This window comes from Bacillus sp. 95MFCvi2.1 (assembly GCF_000374965.1).
In the GTDB taxonomy this organism is placed as follows: Bacteria; Bacillota; Bacilli; order Bacillales; family Bacillaceae_G; genus Bacillus_A; species Bacillus_A pseudomycoides.
This window is the reverse complement of the sequence record NZ_KB895692.1, coordinates 289,285-315,280: the sequence shown is the minus strand read 5'-3', so window position 1 is coordinate 315,280 and position 25,996 is coordinate 289,285. Positions and strand designations below refer to the sequence as shown.

Here is a 25,996-nt window from a genome sequence, read left to right as displayed (position 1 = left end):
TCTGGCATCTGTTGTATAATAGTTACAATTGTATCTTATAAGAAACGAGATGATGGTATGGCTGTATGGTTAGCCCTTATTCCAATTATGATGATTTTCATTTGTTTATTTATTTTTAAACAAACATCGCTGAAAGCCTCGCTGATTTCTTATGTTGTATGTACTGGAATCGTTTTACTAACGCCAATGTTTCGACTGCAAATGGGAGAGGTCATGCATGCGACAATTAAGGGCGGGTTAATTTGTTTTATTGTAGGGTATGTTCTGTTTTTTGGTATTCTTTTATTTCACCTCATGAACAAAATGGGGTATATCGATCAAGTTGCACGTTTTATCGAACAAGTTACACATGATCGATTATTACAAATGCTCTTAATGTGCTTTGGAATTTGTCCACTTATCGAATCAGTGAGCGGATTTGGAATTGGTTTTATGGTGGCAGCTCCTATTTTTCTTTCGCTTGGTTATAAACCGTTCCAAGCAGTCTTGTTATCGTTTATCGGTTTATTGGCGAGTTCCTGGGGAGCGATGGCAACAGGGACAATTATTGGATCGCAGCTTATCAATATGCCATTAGTAAACTTAGGATCTAGTACAGCATTACTCAGTATTCCTTTTTTTGCATACTTTGTCTTACTTTCTTTGTATGTAGTTGGTGGTTGGCAAGCGGTGAAGGAAAAATGGAAGGAAGGGTTCGGTTTTTTTCTCTTATTTTCTATATCAATCTATCTGTCTAATGCATACGTAAGCGTTGAACTAGCCGGGATTTTAAGTTCCATCGTAACGATTACATTTGGCTTTCTTATCATTAAGATGACAGCGAGGCAAGGAAAGGGGTTTTTATCGGAGCATGCTGCCACGACGCAGCGAGAAGTTTCTATCGTGAAAATTATAAGCCCTTATTTATTTTTAACAGTTTGTATTTTACTTTCTCGTCTCATTCCGTCGTTACATAATATGCTACAATCTTACGCGATTCTTGATTTACCATCGTATTCTTACAAACTAGCGTTATTATATTCACCGGGATTTTGGCTTGGGGTTACATGTTTATTTACCATCGTTTTTTTCCGTATTCCTTCTTCTATTATAAAACAGTCTTTATCGCAAACGATTAAACAATGGATACCGTTTGCGATTACAACGACAATGTTCATTGCGATTTCAGAATTGATGGGTGCCGCGGGTATGCATACATTATTAGCAGAAGCAGCAGGAAGTACATTTGGAACATTATTTGTCTTCGTTGCCCCGTTCATCGGTGCAATTGGTGGTTTTTTAACGGGAAGTAACGCAGGATCAAATGCGATGTTTATTAAACTACAAATGCAAACGGCGCAGAATGTAGGACTTCCGTGGCAATATGTTACGACTTTGCAAAATACAGCATCATCCGTAGCGACAATTGCTTGCCCGTCACGGATTACGCTTGGGGCCTATTTATGTAATATTCCATTTCGTGAGAATGAACTACTAAAGAAGACAACGCTTGTGATTTTTGGAGCGGTGTTAATTGTGGTGGTGGAAGTTGCAGGTTGGTATGTATTGCGATGAAATATTTGATGAAATCCGCTACTTTAGGAGGATTTTTGTTTGTTAGTGGATAATTTATAAAAGAACAAGTGTTTCCATTACATGAAGAGGAGATGATCCCATGCCCTTAAAAAACTATGGCGTTTTAAAAGGTACCGCACTACAATCTATGATTGGAAAAGGGAAAACACCTCATTATCAAGTTCATTTGCAAGATGAATCGGGAGTAGATTACCGGATTGCAATTAATGTGAAATCGCAGAGCTATCCATCAGAAGTATTATATTTTGCAAGTGAAAATATTAAATCAGAAGCTATTACGATTTTACCGACATTACCTTTTGGTTTTACAGAAGTGAAAAATAATGAACCAAAGGTGGCTTTAGATTATGTGCAGGGAAATTTATTTGAATCAAAACAGATGATTCCTTTGCCGCCAGAAAAATCGGGAGCTGACAATGATTTAAATGAAAAAATAGAACATTATATGAAACGAGCGATAGAGGAAAAGGCAATTATTTATGCATTTGGAGAACGATGGGGTCCAGAAAATGATACACCTGATCGATATTTTCATTTTAAACCTGGTAATGGGATACATGATATTCATATGAATCAAGGAAATGTGGAAAAGTGGCAAGGGGATGATGGCACATGGCAAGATGGTGGCCTATTCATCCATTTTGAGAAAAAGCAGCAATGGGTTGGCATTTTCCTCGCATTTCAGTCGCAGTCTTGGTGTACAGACGAAGAGGGACATGCGCGGATTCCGGTGGAGCATTGCAACTATAAGAGCAAAAATTAATTAAAACAGCTAGTTCATCTCGAACTAGCTGTTTTAATTTTGTGGCAAATAAAGCTTATGATGTTTCAGTTATAAAGTGTATTAGACTGAACTTTATTGATACAATCATATTTTGCCGTCTATTTTCACCATATCTCATAAAATAAAAATTTAGATTCACTATTATATGTTACGAATAGATAATAGGTTGTATTAAAATATTAGACTAAATAGCGGATATGTTATTTTTATATGGGAATTAAGGACAATTCTGAGAAAGCATACTTAATAAAATAAGTATGTATACATGCTTGCATAAAGCTTTCAAAAGAGAAAAAGGGTTACTCCTTGATGAATAAAGGAGTAACCCTCTTTGCTTATTACGTATAATGATGTGCTATGTTAACTTCACATGAATAGGGCATACATTTATGCTTTTTTGGGGACAAGTAAAGACAATGGCACAAGAAAACTAGCTCGTTTTACATTTAATGTATTAAATACAATAAAGGAGCTTGATTATTCATGTCATCAAAAAATAGAAACTTCTTCAATCCTTGCGCATTTCCTGTTTCGATGTCACAACCGATCATATCTATGCCATCAAAAAATAGTAGTTTCTTCAATCCTTGTGTATTTCCTGTTCCGATTTCAGAACCTATAAAACCAACAAATCCTAACATATCTGATTATGTCGTGATTGGTGCTGGAACTGCCGGAGGGGTAATCGCCAAAGAATTAACGGATGACAATAGTACTTCTGTACTAGTGCTTGAAGCAGGAACGAATATGACGAATGAGCTAAGCAGTGGTTCCATTGAAAAAGCAATTAATTTAGCCAGTGATAATAAATTTACATTTAATATTACTTCTAATATAGAGCAAAGCATTAGACGTCCACTTCTTTCACAAAATGGTCGGGTAATTGGGGGAAGTTCAGAAATTAATGACATGTATGCAGTGCGCGGGAGTAAAGAACTTTATGACAAGTGGGCAGAGATCGTTGGTGACCAATGGAGTTACAACAAGATTCGTTCTTTATTTATACAAAATGAAACCTATACAGGAGCGACACAAAGCTCTAACGAGAGGGGATCTGAAGGTCCTATTTTTGTTAGACAACAACTTATTCCTCCTCATGGGCTGATTGAAACGTTGACTAACGCAACGGCACAGGTTTTGGGTATCGATATTGTTGAGGACTATAATACAGGTGTAAGAGATTGTACATTTTACAAATCGCAATATACCCAACAGGAAAAAGATGGTCAATTTGTCCGTTCATCAACAGCAACAGGATATTTAAATGACCATACAGTCAGTCAAGGAGACCAGTTCCATCCAGATGAGTTTGGAGTTGGTGGAAGAAAGTTGGTTATTTTAGCTAAAACAACCGTTAACAAAATCTTATTTAAGAAAAAAGATGGACTGAACATTGCGGTTGGTGTTGAATTTGTCAAGGACGGTGTTTCACATAGAAGGTTTGCAAGAAAAGGCATTATCGTCTCTGCAGGATTTTTTTCCTCAGTCATTCTACAACGCTCAGGAATCGGTAAATCGGACGATTTGGCTAAAGCAGGTATACCAACATTGATAGAGAGTCAAAATGTAGGTTACAATCTTCAAACTCAAGCTTATGTTGGATTGGGAGTTAGGGTAGACACATCCCAACTAGCACCTAGGGCAATTGGCTGATCCTGATCAGCCAATTGCCCTAGGTGCTTTTAAAGCAGAAAATCCAGAGAGCCTTGAAGGTCGTCGTCTCCAAATGTTTGGAGCGCCCGTAGCTTTATTTCTCCCTATTCAAGATGTGCTCAGAAATGGTTAGAATTTTGATATCTCCAGTGGTACCAATATCATGAGTTTCGGTATTTTAGATCTTAACCCGAAAAGCAGGGGTACGATTATGGCAGCACATAGCGATCCTGAAGCTCCTCCATCAGTTATCTTCAATCCGTTGCAAAATCGTGATGATATAGAATATTTGGTGGATCAATATATAAACACTTACAATATTGTTAAGCAGGCTCAAGTAACACCAAATAGTGGCATACATGAGGTTGTCTATCCTCCGGAATATATTTTTAATTTACCTGAATCAGACAAACGAAAGCAACTTGAGAATTATGTCCATGCGTCTTATTCGAACTTCTTTCATTTTGGAGGGCAATGTAAAATGGGGCGGACGATTCAAGAAGGGGTAGTGGATGGATTCCTCAATGTTTTTGGCACCCAAAATCTTAAAGTTGCTGATCTTTCCATTTCACCAATTTTACCAGATGGTAACACTTCCATCCCTGCTCAGATGATTGGTTTAAATGCGGTACGATTTATTCGGGAGGACCCTCATCCTTACGTATTAGATGATAAAGAATTTGAGGATTATAAAGGATAGCACTCATATTTTAACGTTTTTATACGCTAAGAGACTATCAAACCTCAATGAGAAAATAGGTTAGAAATATTTGTTGTCGTACATGAGGTCATTTAGAGGTCTTATCAAATAAAAAAGTACATCACAAAATATAGGAGTGATGTACTTTTTTCTATAATGTGCAACATGTCATAAATCAAAATGAGCTAGCTGTTTTAATTTTGTAGAAAATAAAGCTGATACATACAGCGATACATGAAAATAGTATGGCGATACTAGAGAAAGCAAGTACATACATATTATATTTCACTACATTTCCTATTAGTTGATTACTATCATAATGAAATAGACCTGCTATTGCATTGAAGAGGAAAAGAACGATACATATAGTAATTACACCGTCTAATGAACCTTCTATATCCGGCTTGCTCAAGGCAATATGTGCAGAGATACAAATCGCGATAAAAAGAAAAAGCCAAAACAAAGGATTAAATAAGTTGTTAACTGTAAAGAGACTTTTTAATAAGAGAATGGCTGATAATAAAATATTTTGTAACATATCGATATTGATAGAAGCGGTTTGAGTATTTGTTTCAAGAGCATGTATAAAGACCGAATAAGATTGTGGTACGAAATAATACATAAGAAGGATTAAGGCGGCCATTCCCGAGAAAATAGGAGCAATTCCGATGAAGAAATTTCCTATTCGTTGATATATACTTCTTTGATTATATTGATGCCTGACATAACCTAAATAACCGTTATTTGTATTGGTTGGAAAGAGCTGCATTGCCACAATTTGATGCCTAAATACGACACACATAATCGCATGTCCTAATTCATGAATAGGAACACCAATCCAAGCTGATAAAAGGAAGCCTTTTCTACCAAAAGCCCTCGTCCAATACGTTCGTGTAAGAGATTCTAAATATCCTAATAGAAAACCAACTAAAATGATAACACCAAGTAATGAAAATAATTGTATTAAGCTTGTAAGGAATATATGAAAAATTGAGTATGCTAGTTCCATATTCTTCATCCAATCTATGTATTTTACTACTGTTTATCATACCACTTTGTGAATAGATTACTAGAATAGATAGAGTGGAAATGTATAGCATATATAGCTTTTTCTTGTAGGCATGTTTTCTGTCCTTATACATATATTGAATTTGTAGCAGCTTAGAAGATACATGCAAGGGAGATGGTAGGATGATGTGTCCAGAGTGTAAAACTGAGCATGCAAGTGAAGCGAAATTCTGTGGTAATTGTGGACATTCACTTATGGAGCAAGCTGTAGAGCATCATGCAGAACAGGGAGAACAGCAGTTGTCCCAACCAGCACCTGTACAGGAAAACCGTTCGAATGAAACGGTAGAGCAAGCAAAGCAATTTGCAAGTGATTACTTTCAGTTTTTTAAGAATGCATTAAAAGCTCCAACAGCAATTATGAAAAGTGGACATATTGAGGTAAGGAATGGGATTACAAGTCTTGTTCTTATTTGTTTCTTTTTTGCTTGTATGTTTTACCGGCTGATGAGTGCAACGGCATCAATTGCAACTGGAATTATAAGTAGGGCTGGATTTGTACCTGAAGAACAGCCTTCTTTTTTTGGGGAATCAGCTAAGGTCTTTTTATTTTTATTAATTTTATTTCTATTTGTTGGGGGTATAATTTTTGTAAGTGGAAGGCTCATGAAATCATCTTTTTCTTTTTTAGAAGCATTAGGGGTATGGGGAACAATTTCAACACCGGTTGTCGCTATACTTATTCTTGCATTGTTATTTAGCTTTTTGTTAGGCTTCCTATCTCCACTATTTTTAGGATTCGCTGTAACAGGGATGACGATTTGCACAATTGTTTCCATATTAAAGTTAGACAGAGGTGGATTAGATCCAGTGTATACACTTATTATCGCAAATATTTTGATTTCAATTGCGAGCTGGATTGTGCTTTGGTCCTATATAAAAACAATACTTGATACCTTAACTGGAGGTTTAACAAACTTCTAATGAAAAGGTGGATGAATGGATGAACGTTTGTGCAAAATGCGGTTCACAGGTAATGGATGGCGTGCAATTTTGTCAAAAGTGTGGGGCTAGAAGAGATGAGCACCAGCGAGTAGGGAACGAAAAGGAACCACAGATACGAAAGAAAATGAGCAAGGGGAAGAAAATATGGATTGGGCTTGTGATTCTTTTTATTGTCGGTTTTGGCGGAGCATACCTGTATGGAACAAAGTATTATTCTGCAGAAGCACAAATTGATAGAATGGTTACGATTTTACAAGACAGAGATACGGAAAAATTCATTGATATTGTTACAACAGATGACCCACAATTTGTAGTAGATAAAGAGAGTGTAAGACCGTTGTTTTCGTATATAAAAGAATATCCGTCCTATGTTAATGATTTAAAAGCTTCTATACAACAGCAAAAGAAGAAGCAAAATGATGTAGAAAAAGTCGATTTTGTATTAACGAAGGATGGAAAATACCTCTTTCTATTTGATCGATATAAATTGAAAGCAAAAACCTATTATGCAACGCTCCTTACGAATGAAAAAGATGCGTTGTTAAAAATAAATGGAAAAGAGTTAGATAAGACAACTGATAAAATGTTTGAAAAGCAATATGGACCATTTTTCCCAGGTATTCAAACGTTTCAATCAGAGTTTAAAAATGATTATGTGAAGCTAACGCGTGAAGAAAAGGTTGTACTTATGAAACAAAATCAAAATAATGTAACAGTTGACTTATCGTTAAAAGGTCACTACATTACCATTCAAACAAATGTAGTGGGAGCAACATTATATGCGAACCAGAAACCGATTACGACATTGGTGGGGGAAGAGTTTAAGTGGGGACCAGTAGCTACAGATGGAAGCGTCTCTATTTATTTAGAAAAAGAAGGTGCAAATGGAAAAGAACAAACAAAGGTGGAAAATATATCAACAAGTCAATATTATACACTTTCGTTTCAGAAGAAGCCTGAAAAACAAGAAACATCTTCTTCTCCATCAACTGTGACAACAAAATATGTATATAACGGATTTTTCTTTCCTGATAGTCATATTCGTAAGTTAACAAGCGCAGAGCTAAACATTTTAACAAAAGAACAATTGCGGATCGCGAGAAATGAAATATATGCTCGGCATGGGCATGTTTTTCAAACGAAAGATATGCAATCATACTTTTTAAAGCAGTCGTGGTATCGTGAAAATCCGTATTATACAGGAGAGTTGAATGATGTGGAGACGTATAATATTGAGCTTATGAAGACAAAGGAGTAGGCATTATCACTTTTTATGTTGTAGAAATGAAAGGTACATCAGCGATAATGGTGATGTACTTTTTTTATTTATCCCGCATTAACGGGCAGTAAGACCACCACCTCAAGATTTAGAGAGAAACGAGGAAGATAGGTGGGGGGCCAACTGCCCGTAAAAGCCCGATTGATGAGGGCTAATAATCAGTGGGGGAAGAAACCCCCCACTGATTAAAGTTTCACTTTATGTGTTTGTATTTCATGTAACAAATCCTTTTATGTGTCATGGTAATGATTACATTATTCCGGTTGAAAAATATAGAAGAATTTAAAGGCAAGATTACCTCTTTGTTATTTCTGTAATGGCATGAGGGAAGTTCTAGCTGGTTCGCGAGAAAAAAAGATATGAAAGAGAAAATTGACTCTGCTTGCTCTGCCAGTTGTACTAGCCTGGACATCGGCTAAAGAACTGGAAGAAAGTATGGCTTCCGAATTCGGTGGAACTGTAATCTCCAGTCTACTGTTTAATTTTTTTGATGTTACAACTGTTATTGTGTCGTAAGAGAGGTTGATAATCTTTAGAATACCAAGTGGATAGACAGCATCGTCAGGCTGAGAGGTGGATGCAAACAGGGTGGATTTCCAAATTTCTTGAAAAAAGGTATCGCTATCAGCCGACCAAGCCTGTGCACCGTAAAGTGTTGCACTAATACTGAATTCTTGTTCCAGTGGTTGGACAACTTTGGGTTCAGCAGGAGTAGAGATAAGAAAATTACTGCACATTGATTCTTTTCACCTACTTTCCATTGCGATTGTTATAGCATATTAATAATTAGGTTTATGGGACACGACGCTTTACCTATAGTGTTCAAAGGATGTTTAAAAATATATGAATATAAATTGAAAAACTGATAGAAAACCATTCTTTTTTAGGTGTGAGAGAGGATCCGGCCAAGCAAAGAAGCGGTCAGAGCCTTTTTGAGCCCCATGCCAAGTGAAAATAAAGGGAGAAAATGAGTGCAAGGCTCTTTTTGTATGTATAGCCGCGATTTATATGTTGGAAATCAAAAATATATGAATACAAATTGAAAAACTGACAGAAAATCATTCTTTTTAGGTGTGAGAGAGGATCCGGCCAAGCAAAGAAGCGGTCAGAGCCTTTTTGAGCCCCATGCCAAGTGAAAATAAAGGGAGAAAATGAGTGCAAGGCTCTTTTTGTATGTATAGCCGCGACTTATATGTTGGAAAATCAAAATGTATATACAAAGGTATGCGTTATTATATTTGGACGAAGTGGTTTCATTTATAAACAAAAGGGAGAAAACATATACTTTGTATAAGCTACTTATAGAAAAAAGGATTTATTTACAGTGAATCTGGAGAATGTAAACGATAGAGACTGTACAAAGGAGTGATTTTGTGAACTATGTAATCATTGGCGGAGATGCAGCTGGCATGAGTGCGGCTATGCAAATTGTTAGAAATGATAAAGAAGCAAAAGTTGTAACGTTAGAAAAAGGTGAAATATATTCATATGCGCAGTGTGGACTTCCGTACGTTATTAGCGGTGTGATTGCTGCTACTGAAAAATTAATTGCACGAGACATTAGCACATTTCGTGATAAGTATGGAATTGATGCGAAAACACACCATGAAGTAACGAAAATTGATACTGAAAACAAAATTGTGCATGGTATACATACAAGTGAAAACGAGGCATTTCAATATAAATATGATCGCTTGCTAATTGCGACAGGAGTTAGACCTGTTATGCCGGACTGGGAAGGAAACAACCTGCAAGGTGTTCATCTTTTAAAAACAATTCCGGATGCCCATAGAATATTGGAGACCTTACAGGAACAGAATGTTGAGCAAGTAACCATTATTGGCGGCGGGGCAATTGGTCTTGAAATGGCTGAAACATTTGGAGAGCTTGGGAAAAAGGTGCGAATGATTGAGCGAAATGAACATATTGGCACAATTTATGATGCCGATATGGCAGCATATATACATGAAGAAGCAGCAAAATATAATATTGAAATTTTAACAAATGAAAATGTAAAAGCATTTAAGGGGAAAGAGAAAGTTGAATTTGTTGAAACAGATAAAGGAACGTATAAAACGGATCTCATTCTAGTATCAGTTGGCGTGCAGCCAAACACAGAGTTTGTTAACGGAACAGCGATTCGTACGAACAAAAAAGGGGCTATAGAAGTAAATGCTTATATGCAAACGAATGTGGAAGATATCTATGCAGCAGGAGATTGTGCAACGCATTATCACATCATAAAAGAAACGCATGATCATATTCCAATCGGTACAACTGCAAATAAGCAAGGGCGTCTTGCAGGATTGAATATGGTTGATAAACGAAGAGTGTTTAAAGGCACTCTCGGTACGAGCATTATTAAATTTATGGGACTCACTTTAGCGAGAACGGGTTTAAGTGAAAAAGAAGCAAGCGGATTGAAAATACCATATAAAACGGTGAAAGTAGATGCAACCAGTATGGCTGGCTATTATCCAAATGCAACGCCGCTTTATGTGAAATTAGTGTATCGTTCTGATACAAAACAACTATTAGGCGGACAAGTGATCGGAGAAGAAGGCGTGGATAAACGAATCGATGTTATTGCAATGGCGCTCTTTCATAAAATGAGCATTCATGATTTAGAAGATGTCGATTTAAGTTATGCACCGCCATATAACAGTGTTTGGGATCCAGTTCAACAAGCAGCGCGGCGAGCGGAATAGTACTTCTTATAGAAGTGCTATTTTTTTATTTCGAAAACACCGAATTATAAAAAATATATATAAAATCATATTTGTCCTTGAAAAATGTAGTACGTATCTATTATATTTTCATATAGTATTTATTTTTTACATACATAAAAATACGATAGAAACAAGCTAGTAATGAATGATGATGGAGGATAAGAAATGGCAATAAATATGAGAACAGTAGAAGAGTGGATTGCAGAGTCAAACGCAAGACATGAGGAGGACTTTGGAGAAATTGTCCAAGAAATAAAGGAACTATGCATTGCGATTGATAACGCTACATTAATTTACCCGAAAAATGTATTTTGCTTTGGAAAAAAAGCGGAAGTGTTCTTCTTTTTCCAAGATCATGTTGTCATTGGTCAGGTGCAAGAAGAGTATATTAAAGTTGAAAAATTAAAGTATGAGAATATTACAGATATAAGCCTAAAAACAAATGATAAAAATACAACATTAGAGTTGAAGTTCTCTAATGGGAATTCTATTATGCTAGATAGTTTAAATGATAACTGCGGAACGAAGAATTGGTTGTTTGCAAGACAGATTAAGAGTATCTTTAAAGTAATTTAGTAGTGAAAGCAGGTCTTATATAAATCCAAATTAAAAACGACAAAACCCCTTCTTTTTAGGTAGGAGAGAGCATCCAGCCATGCATAGAAGCGGTCAGATCCTTTTCCTGCCCCATGCCAAGTGAAAACAGAGGGAGAAAGCGAGTGTAAGGTACCTTTTGTTTTTCGTAGTAGCAATTTACATGTTGAAAAATCAAAATGGATTTATACAAAATTCCTTCAAAAACACGCCCTTTGCCAGCACAGTGTACTGAGCGCAGGGCGTGTTTTTAGCTATGCAAATATCCTTTTAACCAAGTGCGATGGCGATAGGGACCAACTGGAATTTGAATAAGGGTCGTTTTTCTTTTTGTATCAGTTTCATACAGTTTGTCACATAAGTTTGCATCAAATCCTAAGAGCGGGTGACCTCCCATATCCATAGCTGAGGCTGCTAAGACAAGTTTTTGGACGAGCATTCCAGCTTCCATTTGTTGAATTCGATATCCTCTATAACCTAAATCGTTTTTTAAATAATCTTTATTTCCTATTACATGTAAACAGAGTGGTACTTGAAAGAGATTTACATTGTCCATTGTCATACCGGATTGTAAAGGATAGCGGAGATCTCCTAATTGAATTTTTTCTAATGTATGAGCATTACTGTCGTAGGAATAGGCACCATTTGGCAAACCGTCTACGTTATAAAAGCATCCGTATAGTGAGACACGTGATTTTTTCTTTATATGTGCTCCGTCTAAATCATTTTGATAAGGAAAGGAAAGAGTTGCTTCTTGAAGCAAAGTAGCTAGTTGCGTATCGCTTATTTTCCTTAAGACAAAATCTAAATCAGGTGAATAACGTTTTTGACAAGCTGTTGCGAAATCGTATGATAATCGCTCTACTCTGGGGAGTGTCAAAGTTTGTGTGTGATGTGGAACAGTTGCCTCTTCTGTCACAGTTCGAAATTGTTCAGTTGAATCTAGCATAGATGCTGCATTCATTGTTGTTATTAGAGGGTGATCAGTAAAGTTCTTTGAGCGAACAAAATGTTCATGCTCTAAAATAGGAAGCTGCTGTGAGAGTTCATAAGAAGTAACGTTTGCGCCTGTATTATTTGGATGAAACCATTCTTCTGCAGGGTGGTTAGATAATGGGATAACTGCATACACACTTTCTTCTTGCTCCGATAGTCCGAGTAAATGATTAATGGCTCTATCAAGAAATTGAAAATATACACCAGATGTATAGCCGAATTGTTTAGAGACTTCTAGTAATTGGCCGATGAGGACACCAGTATCTAGACCTTGGAGACGATAGGAAAAGTTATTATATTTAAAGAAATTTTTCCAAAACATTGTTGATACAAAGGCGGTGCCGAAGCAAGCAGATAGATTGCAGCGATTTCCAAGTGCCTCCGTGAGATAAGAGTCAAAATTTCCTTCACGCAGTAATACGAGACGATGATGTGCTGCGTCATAATGATAGATTCCCTGTGGACAATGATACATTTTTAAATACAAATATAGTTCATTTGGATATAGAGCTCCTCCAGAAGGAATAAATCTTCGGTATATATTTGTTGTATTTTGTTCTTCTAAGCCGAGGGAAGGCTGACACAATTGAGTTAGGCCAAATGTATACCAGAGACAATGTCCGATTTGCTCGAGAGTGGGTTCTTTAGACAGATTTTGATCTCGCAATGTTAGCGGTACCTCTAGAGAAAGAGGAATGACAGGTAGATTACGGTATAGTTTATAGGGAAGGGGGGCATCAGCCCAGTTAATTTCCTTGTCTTGGGGCATGATTTCATCAATGGAAAAATGCAAATGGTGTAGAAATGTTTCTAGTTGCATCAATCTACCTCCTTATTGTGACTTATGGAAACGGATGAGGATGTGGATTAAGTTGTTCAAATGTAAGTGGCTCATTGGTATATCCAAGTTCCAGTGGTACGGTAAGTACTCTTTGTAGTCCTGTTGTGCGAGTAAGTTGATGTCCAAATGTCATTGGTAACATACCAGGAATTAGTACTTTCACACAATATAATCCGTTCTTTCGTATGAGAGGAACAGTTTGGTCAATGACGATGACTTCAAGGCCTGAGTGATGTAGTCGATCTAAAAGATGGCGAAGGTCCGAAGTTAGATCCCTATCGATAGATCTTAACTGATTCATTTGTTGAAATGTTTGTACAGACCGATTGTTATTCAATAAAAATTGAAGGCGTTCTTCGGCTTCTGGTAAACCATATACCATACTATGATCATCCATTTGGGTGACAAGATAGGGATCACGTAAACATTGTTCGTATTTTTGTTTACTTGCTTCAAATTTTTCATCCATTGTAAGTAACATACCCGCTAATTCATGGATAGCATTTTTAACAGCTCGCATTGGTTCCATGTGGGCACCACCTGCACAGACGAGATTCATTCCATCTTGTTTTGTATTTTTTGCAATTGCCCATATACTTGGAATACCATGCTCCATCGTTGCATCAAAAACATGTAAATCATAGCCTGTAATCGTGCGCATTCGTTCAATCATCAATTGTAGTTCCACGTCGTCCGCAGAAGCTAGATCAAGGCGGGGAAGTGGTAATTGTGCATACCAAGTTAGCAAGAAAGCATCGCGTTCGACTATTTCTAAAATGCCATGGAAAATCGCTTCTTCTAAACTACCTCCAATTGCACAGCCGTTTGAAGTTTCATAAACAAAAGCGTCCCTGTGTCCTAGGCTATAATATGCAATCGATTCTGGAACTAAGATGGGACGATTTTGTGATAAAGAATAACCCCATACCCAGTCTTGAGGATAATCAGGATCAAACGGTTTAAATGGGAAATCTGTTTTTTTATAATGTTCATCTGTATGTACACCGATTGTGAGAGGATTGATGGCTGTATCTTCTAACTCTCGGTAGCTACCATGAACATTTGTCCGTTTCCCGCGAGGGGTCATTCCACAATATCTCTCTAACCCTTCTAAAATAGCAGTTGCTTCGCTCGCCTTGAATGAATGTGTTCGGCCTGCAACTCCTTCATTTCCTAAAAGTAACGGCATATTTACAATAACATCAGCAAATGGTAATAAGGAATGCTGCATTTTCCCATTTAAAAGTCCAGTCCGATAATCTAAATAATCTTTAGTCAAAAATGTATTTAAATCTTCAATAGAACGACAACGATAACTGTCATTGCCAGTTTTAAAACTTGATTGGAGTGAAATGTAGGCATCCGTTGCAGTGTCATCAGGTAATGTGCTACACATTGGGCATAGAGGATCAGGAAGAAATGAATGACGTGAACATTGAAAGGTTTGCATGTTAAGTAAAATTAGTTCTTCAGCTAAAGAGGTATGCCCTTTTGTTACTATCTTCTCCGTTTCAGCATGAATAAGCTGACACATTTGTAGTAACCCAGTTTGCGTTGCACATACATCTCGCTGTATGGCATCATCTGTTTTTAAGGAATATTTCCGCTGTAGCTCCCACATTTCTTTTTGGTCAAAGCCAGCTATGAAACGCCGTGCATCAGCACAATGGGAGCACCCTGCCTTATCGGGTCTAACATAAGGACCAATGATACCCTCACCAAATGAAGTAAAGCCCCGAAGCCATGGAATGTTAGCGGAGCGAAATATTTCTTCAGCTTCATGATGTATAGAGGGAGGAGAACCATCGTGTAATACGAGAGCAAGATAGATATTTTCTGGGAGTTTTTCTTCAAGTGTATGTTGATGAATAATTGGATAGTGAGCGGATAATTGTTGATTTACATAGTCTGCTAGTATGCCATCTCCTATGATTAATATTTTTCGATTCATCATTCTACCTCCTCTTTGATTACCACACCAACTACACCGCCTAATCCTTCTTTTAAAAAGGGTTCAATTGCTAGGTCGAGGACGAAGGGATGAAGTTTATGCTCTTTTAAATTTTGTAAGGCTAATTGCAAGGATTCTAATTGTGGCATTTCTTCTTCTTTTTGTATTTCAACCCTAAACGATTCTGCACTGTGTAAAAGGATAGAGGAGTCCAATAATATATTGGATTTATAGGGAACTTCTTGATTTTGGACATGAAGTAGTACTTGTTGTAATGCATTTCTTAGTGCTAATGTTATATTTAAGTCAGTACTACCGTACCACTGGTTGTGTACACCGATCCAAACCACAGGAAAACCTAGCACATCTTCACCAATTCCTACCATTGGTTCCCCATGTATCGCGGAGAGTGCACGTAAATAAAATTGGCAGTGTTTGTCGTGAATCTCTGTTAATTGTAGTTGTGTAATTTCTTCTGTTTTGGTCAACTGCCTCATTTGTAATGTGTGTGTTAAATGATTTTGTAGTGCACGGTACACGCCCTCTAACATTGTTTCCCCAGCCCCAATTCCAATGAATCCATCTTGTTCAGGAATAAGGAAATGAACCATTTGAGTTACATATGTTTCAATTCCGGTTAGACCTGCTTCGCGGCGTGCTTCATCATGAGTCAATCCGCCGCAAATTATGGTAGGCAGGAGCGTAGTAGGTCCTTCTGATAATGGATTCGGAACTTGAGCATAGCACTGAGATAACGGTAATTGTTTTAGGTCTTGTTCATCCCATATGTGAAAAATTCCAGATTTGTTTGAGGTTAATTGGTCAAAAAAGCGAAAAAGTTCATTCGAAGGGCTTTGGTTTGAATGTCTTTTGAGAGTTTCATCAATGTCTTGTATCGTTTCTATTGTAAAGTTTTTTGTTGTTATAAGTGGATGTTTGATGAAAGTGTGCCAGCTGCCTTCTAGCGTTTCAAAATTTAGTAAAAAGAATTGTTTATTTTGCTCTCTATTTGAAGCGCCTGTAATATTTTTGAATAACTCAAAAACGATAATGTTTGCTAACATAGCCCCAGCGATTGGAGAGAAAGGCTCTAATAGTTGATCTTTTTGAAGGGCAGTCTCATGTACGCGTCGCCATGCAGATTCCCAGCATTCTTCAGATTCTGTAGTAATGACAGGACCAGCTAAGCCTACTTGCTCCAAACATAAAGCAGGAAGAAAGTTTTTCTTTTCTTCTCTACAAATCGCGTGGATCGCTCTTAATTTTTCAATATTTCCATTTTGAGATACATATAGAATCCAATCAAAATGTTGAAAAATTTCCTGCAAGGAACGATCTATCGTTGTATCTATTTCTTGAACAAGTACATTTTGATCAGCATCATGGGCTTTTTGTACAATCTCAATTAATCGAGAGCGATTTGTTGCGGTAGAGTCGGTAATAAGACAGTGAAACTCAGGTAAACCAGATTCAAGTAAAGAATAAACTAATGAAGTGAAAATAGAGCCAGATCCAATTGCTAAGACCTTCGCTTGTCGATACATTTGAAATTTCAAGGCACCTGAATGAGAGGAAGTCTCTAAAAAATCGATTTGCGATGCGTATCTCTCAAGTAAGGCATCCTCTAACTGGTGAGGGGAATCTTGACTTACATCACGTACAAAACCATTTTCGTGCAAAAGTTCTCCAAGCTCAAAAACTCTATTTTGATAAGGGAGGGGGAGTCCGCTTGTTAGTTCTTCCAAAGTATGTTCTCCATTAAACATAGGCATTAATTTTTCAATCCATTCATAGATACCATTACCTTGCATTCGGAATGAACTGGAGTTGTTTCGAAAATAGACACCCCCGTTTGAATCGGGGAGGAAAAAGGTATCCTTGTTCATTTTTAGCTTTGTGGAAGCTGTGAGAGTACTCATTGTGTTCCTCCTTATCAGTAAATTTGTTCTAGACATACGTTATCAGTGTATGTATTGTGAGTTGTCCTTTATGAGTTCTAAAAGATTATTAGTATTTTAGCGTATCCGTGTAATATATAAACTCATTTTGATTTTTCGATATATAAGTCGCTGCTACGAAGAAGAAAAGGGGATCGCTACTTGTTTTCATTTGTTGACATGGGGCAGGAAGGGGATCTGATCGCTTCTATGCATGGCCGGATGCTCTCTTCCCCCTAAAAAGAAAGGGTTTATGTCCGGTTTTTAATTTATATAAAAAAAGCTACATGAAAGAATCAATCGATTCTTTCATGTAGCCAGTATGATTTAGAAAGTCTATCAACCTTCTAATAATAATGATTTTGGATCTTCAAGCATCTCTTTAACAGCAACAAGGAAGCTAACTGCTTCTTTACCATCGACGATGCGGTGGTCGTAAGATAGAGCAATGTACATCATCGGACGGTTTTCCATACGTTCTGCATCGATTGCAACTGGTCTTACTTGAATTTTATGCATTCCAAGAATACCTACTTGTGGGCTGTTTAGGATTGGTGTTGACATAAGGGAGCCGAACACACCACCGTTTGTAATTGTAAATGTACCACCTTGTAGTTCTTTTAATGTAAGTTTGTTATCGCGTGCTTTTTTACCTAGTTCACGAATTTCGCTTTCGATTTCAGCAAAGTTCAATTGGTTTGCATCGCGTACAACTGGAACAACTAATCCATCTGGAGCTGCTACAGCGATTCCGATATCATAGAATTTTTTAATGATAAGCTCGTCACCTTGGATTTCAGCATTTAACAATGGGAATTGTTTTAACGCTGCAACAACTGCTTTTGTGAAGAATGACATAAAGCCAAGACGAACATCATGTTTTTTCTCGAATGAATCTTTACGTTCTTTACGTAATTCCATGATTGCAGTCATATCAACTTCGTTAAATGTTGTTAACATTGCAGATGTTTGCTGAACTTCTACAAGACGTTTTGCAATTGTTTGACGGCGGCGGGACATTTTTACGCGCTCAACTGGTTTTTCAAATTCAGTTTTTACAGCTGGTTTTGGACTTGTTTTTTCTTGTTTTGGCTCAGCTTTTGGTGCAGCAGCATGTGCTTGTACATCGTGTGGTCTTACACGGCCAAGTGGATCAGTGCTGCGTACTTCATTTAAGTCGATTCCTAATTCACGTGCCATTTTTCTAGCAGCAGGTGATGCGATAGGGCGATCTGTATTTGGAAGACCTTGTAAAGCTGTTTTTGGAGCCTCAGCTTTTGGTGCTTCAGTAACTTCTTGTTTTGGTTGTTCTGGAGCTGCTGCTGGAGCAGGTGTACTTACTGCAGCGCCGTTTGCATCTAAAATTGCAATGATGTCGCCAACTTCAACTGTATCTCCAGGCTCTCCTAGTAGTTGTGATACAATACCTGAATCTTCTGCAATGATTTCAACATTGACTTTATCCGTTTCAAGCTCAACAACGCTGCCACCTTTCTCAACTTTGTCGCCTACATTGATAAGCCATTGTGAGATAGTTCCTTCTGAAATAGATTCTGCAAGCTCAGGTACTTTAATTTCGATCATTTTAAATGTCCTCCCCTTATTTGCCTAACGGTGTGTGTTTTGTCTTCTTTTTTCTTCGGTAATCTCAAAGTTTCCAGCTTGATTGGGCAGAAATTCTTTACGTTCTCGGGTGTAAGGAACTCTGCCCGCATGAGCTAGAGCAAATCACTTTCGTTTTTAGTTGCTATAAACTTCTATTTCTTGTTTATCTTGACGAAAGTTATACTTTGTATCTAATGCGTGTGCAACGATAAGTTCTTGTTCTGCTCGGTGTGCATGTGGATCGCCACCTGAAGGACTTGAACGGTCTGGGCGTCCAATGTAGCCTGTTTTTAATTTATCGCCAGCAAGTTCAAACAGAATTGGAGCCATGTAATGCCATGCACCCATGTTTCTTGGTTCTTCTTGTACCCAAATAATTTCTTCTAAGTTTTTAAAGCGTTTCATAATAGATTGAACTTTTTCAGCAGGGAATGGGTACAATTGCTCAATACGAACAATATGAACTTCATCTAAATTGTACTCATGTTTCCCGGATTCAATCTCTGCCGCTAAATCAATTGCCATTTTACCAGTTGTTAAGACAAGACGTTTTACTTTGTTTGGTTTTATGCCAAGTTTTTCTTGCTCTAACGCAGGTTGGAAACGTCCTTCACTTAACTGGCTACCTGATGAAGCTGTAAGTGGGTGACGCAATAAGCTTTTTGGTGTCATGATTACTAATGGACGAACAGCCTCCGTACCAAGGATTGATGCTTGACGGCGCAAGATATGGAAGTATTGTGCCGCGCTTGTTAAGTTTGCAACAGTCCAGTTATTTTCTGCAGCTAGTTGTAAGAAACGCTCTGGACGTGCACTAGAGTGCTCTGGTCCTTGACCTTCATAACCATGAGGTAAAAGAAGAACTAGACCTGATTTTTGTCCCCATTTTGCTCTTCCTGATGAAACATATTGATCAAATAATGCTTGCGCAGTATTTGAGAAATCACCGTATTGCGCTTCCCACATAACTAAAGTTTCTGGAGCGAATACATTATAACCGTATTCATAGCCGACAACAGCAGCTTCTGATAACGGACTGTTATGAACAGAGAACGATGCGCGTATATTTGGCAGGCGATGTAATGGTGAATATGTTTCGTTTGTTTCTGTATCATGCAGTACGATATGACGGTGTGCGAACGTACCACGCTGTGAATCTTGACCAGTTAAACGAATTGGCGTACCTTCTTGTAAAATAGAAGCGAATGCTAAAGATTCAGCAAGTGCCCATTCAATTTTACCGTTCTCTTCAAGAGCATCTTTACGGCGCTCAAGAATCTTCTTCACTTTCGGATATACGTTAAAGCCTTCTGGCCAAGTTAAAAGCCCTTCGTTAATTGCGCGAAGTGTTTCAAGTGGAAGACCAGTATCAATCGGCTGAATTCCTTTCGCAACAACGTCTGGAACTTTAACGTGAATTGCTGCGTCACTTGTATCTGCTGGTGGTACTTGTGCATATTCAGCTTTTAACTCTTCTTGTATAAACTGAGTAATTGTTTCAACCTCATCTGCATTTAGAACGCCTGCAGCTTCTAATTGGCTTGCATATAAAGCTCTTACAGTTGGATGATTTTTAATTTTTTTATAAACTTGTGGTTGCGTAACTGCTGGATCATCCATTTCGTTATGACCGTAACGACGGTAACCGATTAAATCGATTAAGAAGTCTTTTTTGAACAGCATACGATATTGAATTGCAAGGTTAGCAGCAGCAAGACAAGCTTCAGGATCATCAGCATTCACGTGAACGATTGGAATATCGAATCCTTTCGCAAGATCACTTGAATATTTCGTAGAACGAGAATCATAGCTATCAGTCGTAAAGCCGATTGCGTTATTCGCGATAACATGAATTGTTCCACCAGTTTGGTATGCATTCAATCTGCTTAAGTTCAATGTTTCAGATACAATACCTTGCCCAGGGAATGCAGCATCACCATGAACTAAAATTACGAATGATTTTGAAACGTCTTGTTCAGGATAACCAGCTTGTTTACGATCTTCTTGAGCAGCACGTGCATAACCTTCAACAACTGGGTTAACAAACTCAAGGTGACTTGGGTTATTTGCTAATGTAACGCGTGTGCTAGCTTCTTCAGATCCGACAACTTGTTCTCTACCTAAATGGTATTTCACATCGCCAGTCCAGCCGACACTACTATTTATTACATCTTGTGATTTATCAGATTCAATAGTTGCATGTTTGAATTCTGCGAACATGTGACTATATGGTTTTTCTAATACATGAGCGAGTACGCTTAGACGACCGCGGTGAGCCATACCAATCATGACATCGTTTACGCCGCCTTTAGCACCTTCTAAAATAATTTCATCTAGTACAGGTACAAGCATATCAACGCCTTCGATGGAGAAACGTTTTTGGCCAACGAATGTTTTATGCAAAAATTGCTCGAAACCTTCAACAGCTGTTAAGCGTTTTAAGAGAGCAGTTCGTTTTTTATTTGTTAATGGTTGACGCAGGGAATTTGATTCCACCATTTGATGCAACCACGCGCGTTCTTCACTATCTTGTATATGCGAGAATTCATAGGCTAAAGATTTTGTGTAAACATCTTTTAATCTATGAATTACATCAAAAGCTGTGTGAACATCATTTGGTGCATCTGCCCATACTGTTTTAGCTGGAATCGCTTTCAAATCTGCATCGCTCAATTCATTCATTGCTTTCTCGATGAGAGATTGTCCATCAGCAGGCTCTTCCATTGGATTAATATGAGCCGATGTATGACCGAATGAACGGATATGCTCAACAAGTTGAACGACTTTAAGAATTTTTTCAATGTTTCCTGTGTTTTGAGGAGAAAAATTTGTTTCCTTGTTGTCCCCTGTTACGACATCTGCTTGGAATGGAGGAGCTCCAAAAGTTTCAAAAAGCTCTTGTAATTCCGGATCAACAGAACCTTCTCCTGTCACGTAACGATCATACTGTTCAATAACATAGCCAAGGTTCGGACCATGGAATTTGGCCCAAGGGTTTGTCGTTGTATTCTTCCTCGTCATTTGTTTAAACCTCCCAATGCATGTAATCCTTCTTTCATAATGCGAAAGAATGCATTTTGCTCTTTTCATAATTGATCAACCAGTAATGAATGTAAATGTTATCTTTACTCTTATGTTATTACGATAATTTACATAATACCAAACATTATTACTTATCCGTTTTGTAAAAAAACATTCACAATTACTTATCACCCAAGTTAATCTTTCATGTTATAAAGTAATTTTAAGGAAAAAATAGGTGATTTCATCTGTTACATCCGCACTTGGAACGAAATCTTCCATATGAAAATATAAAATGAATTGTAAGAATGTTTCGTTAAAATATGGTTTGATTTATGTATATTAAAATAATAAGCGCTTTCAAGAATATTATACAACAATATAACAGGATATAGTATAAAAAATAAAAAATTATGAATTTATTGTTAACTTTATTTCAATAGTGTTAAATATTGAAAGGAAAAAAGAAAAATTTGCTTGTAAGTGATGATTATGATTTGAAAATGGTTCATAAATCGTTAGTTTTTGCAAATATAGCAGAAAATAGCTTAAAAAGGGTAGCCAGCTTCATTCGTATAGGAGAAAAAATGTAATATTTTAAAAAGATAAAGTGCAGATAACAATATTAATTTTTCTCATTACAGAGGGATAAATATAATGAAAACCATCTATACAAATAAAGTTAACTATATGTTAGAGATGGAACATATCGTGATGTTCGCTCTCTATAGGATTCCATTTTAGTTATGACAATAGTCGTGATCAAAAAGAAAAGGCGGGAGTAAGAAGGGTTGGAAAAGTTATGTAAATAATGTAAAGGATACTTGACGTAAAGGTTGCTTTACATTTATACTCTGTTCAAGGAGGAGGGGGGGATTTTCCTTGGAAAACAAAATGGTAGAATACAGAAAAAAATTGGGACTGTCTCAAGAGAAGTTAGCCGAAAAACTTGGTGTTTCTAGACAGACGATTATTTCAATTGAAAAAGGAAAATATGATCCATCACTTCCTTTAGCATTCGAAATTGCGAAAGCATTTCAGACAACCATTGAGAATGTATTTATTTATGAAGGGAAAGAACGGGAATGATAGAGAAGGGGGAATATTAATGAATTATTCACAGAAGTACTTTTTGATTATTGGAATGTTTTTTTAAATTATGAGTGGATTCATGATATTGGCAGGGATTATGACACATTCTGCGCCGCCAACTCCGACTTATACATTAGCATCGATGATGATTATGTGCTTTTGTTTAAGTTATCTTCACCCACAATTTAAAGAGAAAGACGAAAGGATGAAGTTAATCCGTCAAAAAGGGATGTTTTATTCTTTCTTTGCATTATTGATATATTTCATTATTTTTTCAATTGGGTTACATTTAGAAATCATTATATTGACAGCTGGAGAATTACTTAATATGTTAGCTGCTTTAACAATTAGTACGGTTTTTATTTCGTTTGTTGTTTTATCTAAAAGATATTAAGTGGAAAATAATGAATTATAGGTCTTACATATAGGAAGGAGAAAAAATGCAATTTCTTTATGCGTTTGGTATAAGTATTATTTTAATGCTATTCATGTATTTCTTCGTTCGCAAAGATATTACGAAAGATAATACGCTGACAAAGAGAGGTTTTTATAAACTGATTGGATGTTTAGTGGCGATGTTTGTGGGGATTATTGTGTTGGTGGTATTGGTGAGTAAGAAATTATAAATAGAAAAACCCTGTTTTATAAGCTAGTAAAAGAGGTAGAAGATAGCAGGAATAAAACAGAATCAAGTCCAGTATGCAATAAGTTTGCATCTGGATTTCATTCTGTTTTATTTTTATTACATTTTTGTTACTACTCTTATTCTTATCTTAGAAACAATTATACTTATACATAGTATGACAATTTAGTCAATGGTCAAATTTAGGAAAAAGGAATGAATTTATGAAAAAACAAATTACAGCACTTTCTTTAGCTATGGTTCTGGGCTTCGGTTTCCAACCGATTGCTAGTTTAGCAGAAACATCAAATAACATAACGCAAGATTCTACTCAACAAGCTGGATGGAAATTAGAAAATGGTGAATGGTTTTATTATGAAAATGGTAGTAAAAAAACAGGTTGGTTGAAAGAAGGAACGAATTGGTATTACTTAGATGAAGCAGCTGGCGGAGCGATGAAAACAGGTTGGTTGAAAGAAGGAACGAATTGGTATTACCTAGATGAAGCAGCCAGCGGAGCGATGAAAACAGGTTGGTTGAAAGAAGGAACGAATTGGTATTACTTAGATGAAGCAACCAGCGGAGCGATGAAAACAGGTTGGTTGAAAGAAGGAACGAATTGGTATTACTTAGATGAAGCAGCTGGCGGAGCGATGAAAACAGGTTGGTTGAAAGAAGGAACGAATTGGTATTACTTAGATGAAGCAGCTGGCGGAGTGATGAAAACAGGTTGGTTGAAATACGGAGTGAATTGGTATTACTTAGATGCGGCAGCTGGCGGAGCGATGAAAACAGATTGGTTGAAATACGGAGAAAATTGGTATTACTTGGATGAAGTAGCTAGCGGGGCAATGAAGACAGGCTGGTTGAAAACAGGTGGTAGTTGGTACTACTTGGATGCGGCAGCCAGCGGAGCGATGAAAACAGGTTGGTTGAAATACGGAGAAAATTGGTATTACTTGGATGAAGCAGCTAGTGGGGCAATGAAGACAGGCTGGTTGAAATACGGAGAAAATTGGTATTACTTGGATGAAGCAGTTAGCGGGGCAATGAAGACAGGTTGGTTGAAAACAGGTGGTAGTTGGTACTACTTGGATGCGGCAGCCAGCGGAGCAATGAAAACAGGTTGGTTGAAATACGGAGTGAATTGGTATTACTTGGATGCGGTAGCTGGTGGAGCGATGAAAACAGGCTGGTTGAAAGAATGGAGTAGTTGGTATTACTTAGACGAAGCAGCCGGTGGAACGATGAAAACAGGTTGGAATAAGATTGACGAAAAAATGAATTATTTCAAAGATAGTGGAAAATGGATAGGAAATACGCGTGAGCTAACGGTTAGATCAACAGCATACTCAAACGACCCAGCAGAAAATGGTGCAAAGCCTGGTGAACATGTTTATACGAGTATGGGAGATGATTTAACTGCTAATCCAAATTTAAAAGTGATTGCTGTGGATACTTCAGTTATTCCACTTGGCTCGAATGTATATGTAGAGGGATATGGACCAGCTGGAGCTAGGGATACTGGTGGAGCTATTAAAGGGAATAAAATAGACGTATTTATACCTTCAAAGCAGGGAGTTTGGAACTGGGGAGTTAGAACAGTAAAGGTATATGTATTACCTTAAAGTCATTGTAGTTAATGTACATATTGTAAAAAATCATTATTACTATAGTAATATGTTTTTATTAGAAACAGCTTTTTCAAGCGAAGACTTGAAGAAGCTGTTTTGTTTAGTGTTGACGCACCAAATTCTCTATTTGTAAAGTCATAAGAAAATCAGGCTTCTTCGAAATATGTGCATTTTGTAGTTACAATCTTTTTCCTTCAAAATCTGATGAATATATTTTGAAGATTAAGAATATTCATAAAACTAACATCTCGTTTATCTCTGAAAATTAATAAAATATTAATATAAAAGATGAAAAAAGAGAGGATACCTTATGAAACTATTGAAATCAAAAGCATTATGGGGAGCGGTTGGAGCGATTGTTGTTGCTTCCACTATAGCTTACAATGTAGGTACGATTCCTGGTGATGCAGAAGTAAATGGTAAGGTTACTACATATAAGAGTCTAGTTAGTAATATCGAACAGAAAGAGAATTCACTGGATAAGACAGAAAAAGAATTAAAGACTACAAAAGAAGGTTTGGACAAGGTGAATGCAGAGTTAAAGCTTCGCTCTGCGGAATTCGAAGGGGCTAAAAAATTAGTAGAGAACAAGACAAACATCGAGAATGAAATTAAGAACAAGCAATCTGAACTGGATGGTAAAAAGTCAGAGATAAGCAAACTAGATGGTGATATCAAAGCTAAGAAAGCTGAGCTGCAGAAGCTTACGGAAGGTGTTGTATTGAAACAGCAAGAGCCTAAGAAACTTGGTGCAGGCTATTGGTCTGTAGGAAAAGATATTCCTGCAGGTAGATATAAGATAACTGGTAAGAGCAACCTCTTTGTATATAGTTCATCTGGAGGTACAAAGGTGAATGTGATTTTAGGTGGAGGAGACTTTGGACTAGAAAGTTATGTGGTTGCTATAGTCGATGGAGATATTATCGATACTCGCGGCGGTGCTACATTTCAAGCGATTCAATAATTGTGA

At 37.2% G+C, this 25,996-nt stretch carries 18 protein-coding genes and 1 pseudogene; 12 read left to right on the top strand and 7 right to left on the bottom strand.

Annotation, left to right across the window (positions count from 1 at the left end):
- Positions 1-57: 57 nt before the first annotated feature.
- The 3 genes and pseudogenes from C568_RS0107220 to C568_RS36385 all read left to right on the top strand — a co-directional run bounded on the left by C568_RS0107220 (position 58) and on the right by C568_RS36385 (position 4,712).
- Positions 58-1,554, top strand: coding sequence for an L-lactate permease (locus C568_RS0107220; RefSeq protein WP_018781111.1), 1,497 nt, complete (start codon positions 58-60; stop codon positions 1,552-1,554).
- Between the two features lie 100 nt (positions 1,555-1,654).
- The gene (locus C568_RS0107215) at positions 1,655-2,338 is read left to right on the top strand and encodes a DUF2278 family protein (RefSeq protein ID WP_018781110.1); all 684 of its coding nucleotides are present in this window, start codon (positions 1,655-1,657) and stop codon (positions 2,336-2,338) included.
- A gap of 504 nt (positions 2,339-2,842) precedes the next feature.
- A pseudogene (locus C568_RS36385) lies at positions 2,843-4,712 on the top strand (GMC family oxidoreductase).
- A 175-nt stretch (positions 4,713-4,887) separates the two neighbouring features.
- On the opposite strand, the gene C568_RS0107205 reads toward C568_RS36385, so the two are convergent.
- The gene (locus C568_RS0107205; protein ID WP_081623622.1) at positions 4,888-5,730 is read right to left on the bottom strand and encodes a hypothetical protein; all 843 of its coding nucleotides are present in this window, start codon (positions 5,728-5,730) and stop codon (positions 4,888-4,890) included.
- A gap of 173 nt (positions 5,731-5,903) precedes the next feature.
- Between C568_RS0107205 and C568_RS0107200 the strand changes: the two genes are divergently transcribed.
- A complete protein-coding gene (locus tag C568_RS0107200) occupies positions 5,904-6,704 on the top strand; it encodes a zinc ribbon domain-containing protein (RefSeq protein ID WP_003206219.1) in 801 nt (266 codons plus the stop codon).
- A 19-nt stretch (positions 6,705-6,723) separates the two neighbouring features.
- Positions 6,724-7,983 (top strand): TcaA 3rd/4th domain-containing protein, encoded by a 1,260-nt coding sequence (locus C568_RS0107195; RefSeq protein WP_018781108.1) that lies wholly within the window; start codon positions 6,724-6,726, stop codon positions 7,981-7,983.
- A gap of 326 nt (positions 7,984-8,309) precedes the next feature.
- Here the strand turns inward: C568_RS0107195 and C568_RS0107190 are convergent, their stop codons facing one another.
- Positions 8,310-8,741: a hypothetical protein gene (locus C568_RS0107190; RefSeq protein ID WP_018781107.1), complete on the bottom strand. Its 432-nt coding sequence runs from the start codon at positions 8,739-8,741 to the stop codon at positions 8,310-8,312.
- A 636-nt stretch (positions 8,742-9,377) separates the two neighbouring features.
- On the opposite strand from C568_RS0107190, the gene C568_RS0107185 reads away from it, so the two are divergent.
- Positions 9,378-10,712, top strand: a complete 1,335-nt coding sequence (locus C568_RS0107185) for an FAD-dependent oxidoreductase (RefSeq protein ID WP_018781106.1) — start codon at positions 9,378-9,380, stop codon at positions 10,710-10,712.
- Positions 10,713-10,898: 186 nt separating this feature from the next.
- A complete protein-coding gene (locus C568_RS0107180; RefSeq protein ID WP_003203224.1) occupies positions 10,899-11,309 on the top strand; it encodes a DUF3908 family protein in 411 nt (136 codons plus the stop codon).
- A 268-nt stretch (positions 11,310-11,577) separates the two neighbouring features.
- Here the strand turns inward: C568_RS0107180 and C568_RS0107175 are convergent, their stop codons facing one another.
- From C568_RS0107175 to C568_RS0107155, 5 genes are all read right to left on the bottom strand, one after another.
- A complete protein-coding gene (locus C568_RS0107175) occupies positions 11,578-13,143 on the bottom strand; it encodes a SagB family peptide dehydrogenase (protein WP_018781105.1) in 1,566 nt (521 codons plus the stop codon).
- 22 nt (positions 13,144-13,165) lie between these two features.
- Positions 13,166-15,115: a TOMM precursor leader peptide-binding protein gene (locus C568_RS0107170; protein ID WP_006094000.1), complete on the bottom strand. Its 1,950-nt coding sequence runs from the start codon at positions 15,113-15,115 to the stop codon at positions 13,166-13,168.
- A complete protein-coding gene (locus C568_RS0107165) occupies positions 15,115-17,034 on the bottom strand; it encodes a putative thiazole-containing bacteriocin maturation protein (RefSeq protein ID WP_018781104.1) in 1,920 nt (639 codons plus the stop codon). Before C568_RS0107165 ends, C568_RS0107170 begins: the two co-directional genes overlap by 1 nt.
- Before the next feature lie 357 nt (positions 17,035-17,391).
- Entirely contained in the window at positions 17,392-18,636 is a 1,245-nt protein-coding gene (gene odhB / locus C568_RS0107160; RefSeq protein ID WP_018781103.1) for a 2-oxoglutarate dehydrogenase complex dihydrolipoyllysine-residue succinyltransferase, read from the bottom strand.
- A 156-nt stretch (positions 18,637-18,792) separates the two neighbouring features.
- Positions 18,793-21,678, bottom strand: coding sequence for a 2-oxoglutarate dehydrogenase E1 component (locus tag C568_RS0107155; protein WP_018781102.1), 2,886 nt, complete (start codon positions 21,676-21,678; stop codon positions 18,793-18,795).
- 882 nt (positions 21,679-22,560) lie between these two features.
- Here C568_RS0107155 and C568_RS0107150 point away from each other — a divergent pair.
- The 5 genes from C568_RS0107150 to C568_RS0107130 all read left to right on the top strand — a co-directional run bounded on the left by C568_RS0107150 (position 22,561) and on the right by C568_RS0107130 (position 25,990).
- A complete protein-coding gene (locus C568_RS0107150; protein ID WP_018764075.1) occupies positions 22,561-22,767 on the top strand; it encodes a helix-turn-helix transcriptional regulator in 207 nt (68 codons plus the stop codon).
- 70 nt (positions 22,768-22,837) lie between these two features.
- Positions 22,838-23,164, top strand: coding sequence for a permease (locus tag C568_RS0107145; RefSeq protein WP_231398654.1), 327 nt, complete (start codon positions 22,838-22,840; stop codon positions 23,162-23,164).
- Between the two features lie 46 nt (positions 23,165-23,210).
- Positions 23,211-23,396: a DUF3976 domain-containing protein gene (locus tag C568_RS0107140; protein WP_006094007.1), complete on the top strand. Its 186-nt coding sequence runs from the start codon at positions 23,211-23,213 to the stop codon at positions 23,394-23,396.
- A 220-nt stretch (positions 23,397-23,616) separates the two neighbouring features.
- Positions 23,617-25,020 (top strand): 3D domain-containing protein, encoded by a 1,404-nt coding sequence (locus C568_RS36070; RefSeq protein ID WP_018781101.1) that lies wholly within the window; start codon positions 23,617-23,619, stop codon positions 25,018-25,020.
- Positions 25,021-25,336: 316 nt separating this feature from the next.
- A complete protein-coding gene (locus C568_RS0107130) occupies positions 25,337-25,990 on the top strand; it encodes a hypothetical protein (protein WP_018781100.1) in 654 nt (217 codons plus the stop codon).
- Positions 25,991-25,996 lie beyond the last annotated feature (6 nt).

What these genes read in the sequence shown, in the direction of transcription:
- C568_RS0107220 (WP_018781111.1), top strand. Translation starts at nt 58, where the DNA reads ATGGCTGTATGGTTAGCCCTTATTCCAATTATGATGATTTTCATTTGT.
- C568_RS0107215 (WP_018781110.1), top strand. Translation starts at nt 1,655, where the DNA reads ATGCCCTTAAAAAACTATGGCGTTTTAAAAGGTACCGCACTACAATCT.
- C568_RS0107205 (WP_081623622.1), bottom strand. Translation starts at nt 5,730, where the DNA reads ATGAAGAATATGGAACTAGCATACTCAATTTTTCATATATTCCTTACA.
- C568_RS0107200 (WP_003206219.1), top strand. Translation starts at nt 5,904, where the DNA reads ATGATGTGTCCAGAGTGTAAAACTGAGCATGCAAGTGAAGCGAAATTC.
- C568_RS0107195 (WP_018781108.1), top strand. Translation starts at nt 6,724, where the DNA reads ATGAACGTTTGTGCAAAATGCGGTTCACAGGTAATGGATGGCGTGCAA.
- C568_RS0107190 (WP_018781107.1), bottom strand. Translation starts at nt 8,741, where the DNA reads ATGTGCAGTAATTTTCTTATCTCTACTCCTGCTGAACCCAAAGTTGTC.
- C568_RS0107180 (WP_003203224.1), top strand. Translation starts at nt 10,899, where the DNA reads ATGGCAATAAATATGAGAACAGTAGAAGAGTGGATTGCAGAGTCAAAC.
- C568_RS0107175 (WP_018781105.1), bottom strand. Translation starts at nt 13,143, where the DNA reads ATGCAACTAGAAACATTTCTACACCATTTGCATTTTTCCATTGATGAA.
- C568_RS0107170 (WP_006094000.1), bottom strand. Translation starts at nt 15,115, where the DNA reads ATGAATCGAAAAATATTAATCATAGGAGATGGCATACTAGCAGACTAT.
- C568_RS0107165 (WP_018781104.1), bottom strand. Translation starts at nt 17,034, where the DNA reads ATGAGTACTCTCACAGCTTCCACAAAGCTAAAAATGAACAAGGATACC.
- odhB (WP_018781103.1), bottom strand. Translation starts at nt 18,636, where the DNA reads ATGATCGAAATTAAAGTACCTGAGCTTGCAGAATCTATTTCAGAAGGA.
- C568_RS0107155 (WP_018781102.1), bottom strand. Translation starts at nt 21,678, where the DNA reads ATGACGAGGAAGAATACAACGACAAACCCTTGGGCCAAATTCCATGGT.
- C568_RS0107145 (WP_231398654.1), top strand. Translation starts at nt 22,838, where the DNA reads ATGAGTGGATTCATGATATTGGCAGGGATTATGACACATTCTGCGCCG.
- C568_RS0107140 (WP_006094007.1), top strand. Translation starts at nt 23,211, where the DNA reads ATGCAATTTCTTTATGCGTTTGGTATAAGTATTATTTTAATGCTATTC.
- C568_RS36070 (WP_018781101.1), top strand. Translation starts at nt 23,617, where the DNA reads ATGAAAAAACAAATTACAGCACTTTCTTTAGCTATGGTTCTGGGCTTC.
- C568_RS0107130 (WP_018781100.1), top strand. Translation starts at nt 25,337, where the DNA reads ATGAAACTATTGAAATCAAAAGCATTATGGGGAGCGGTTGGAGCGATT.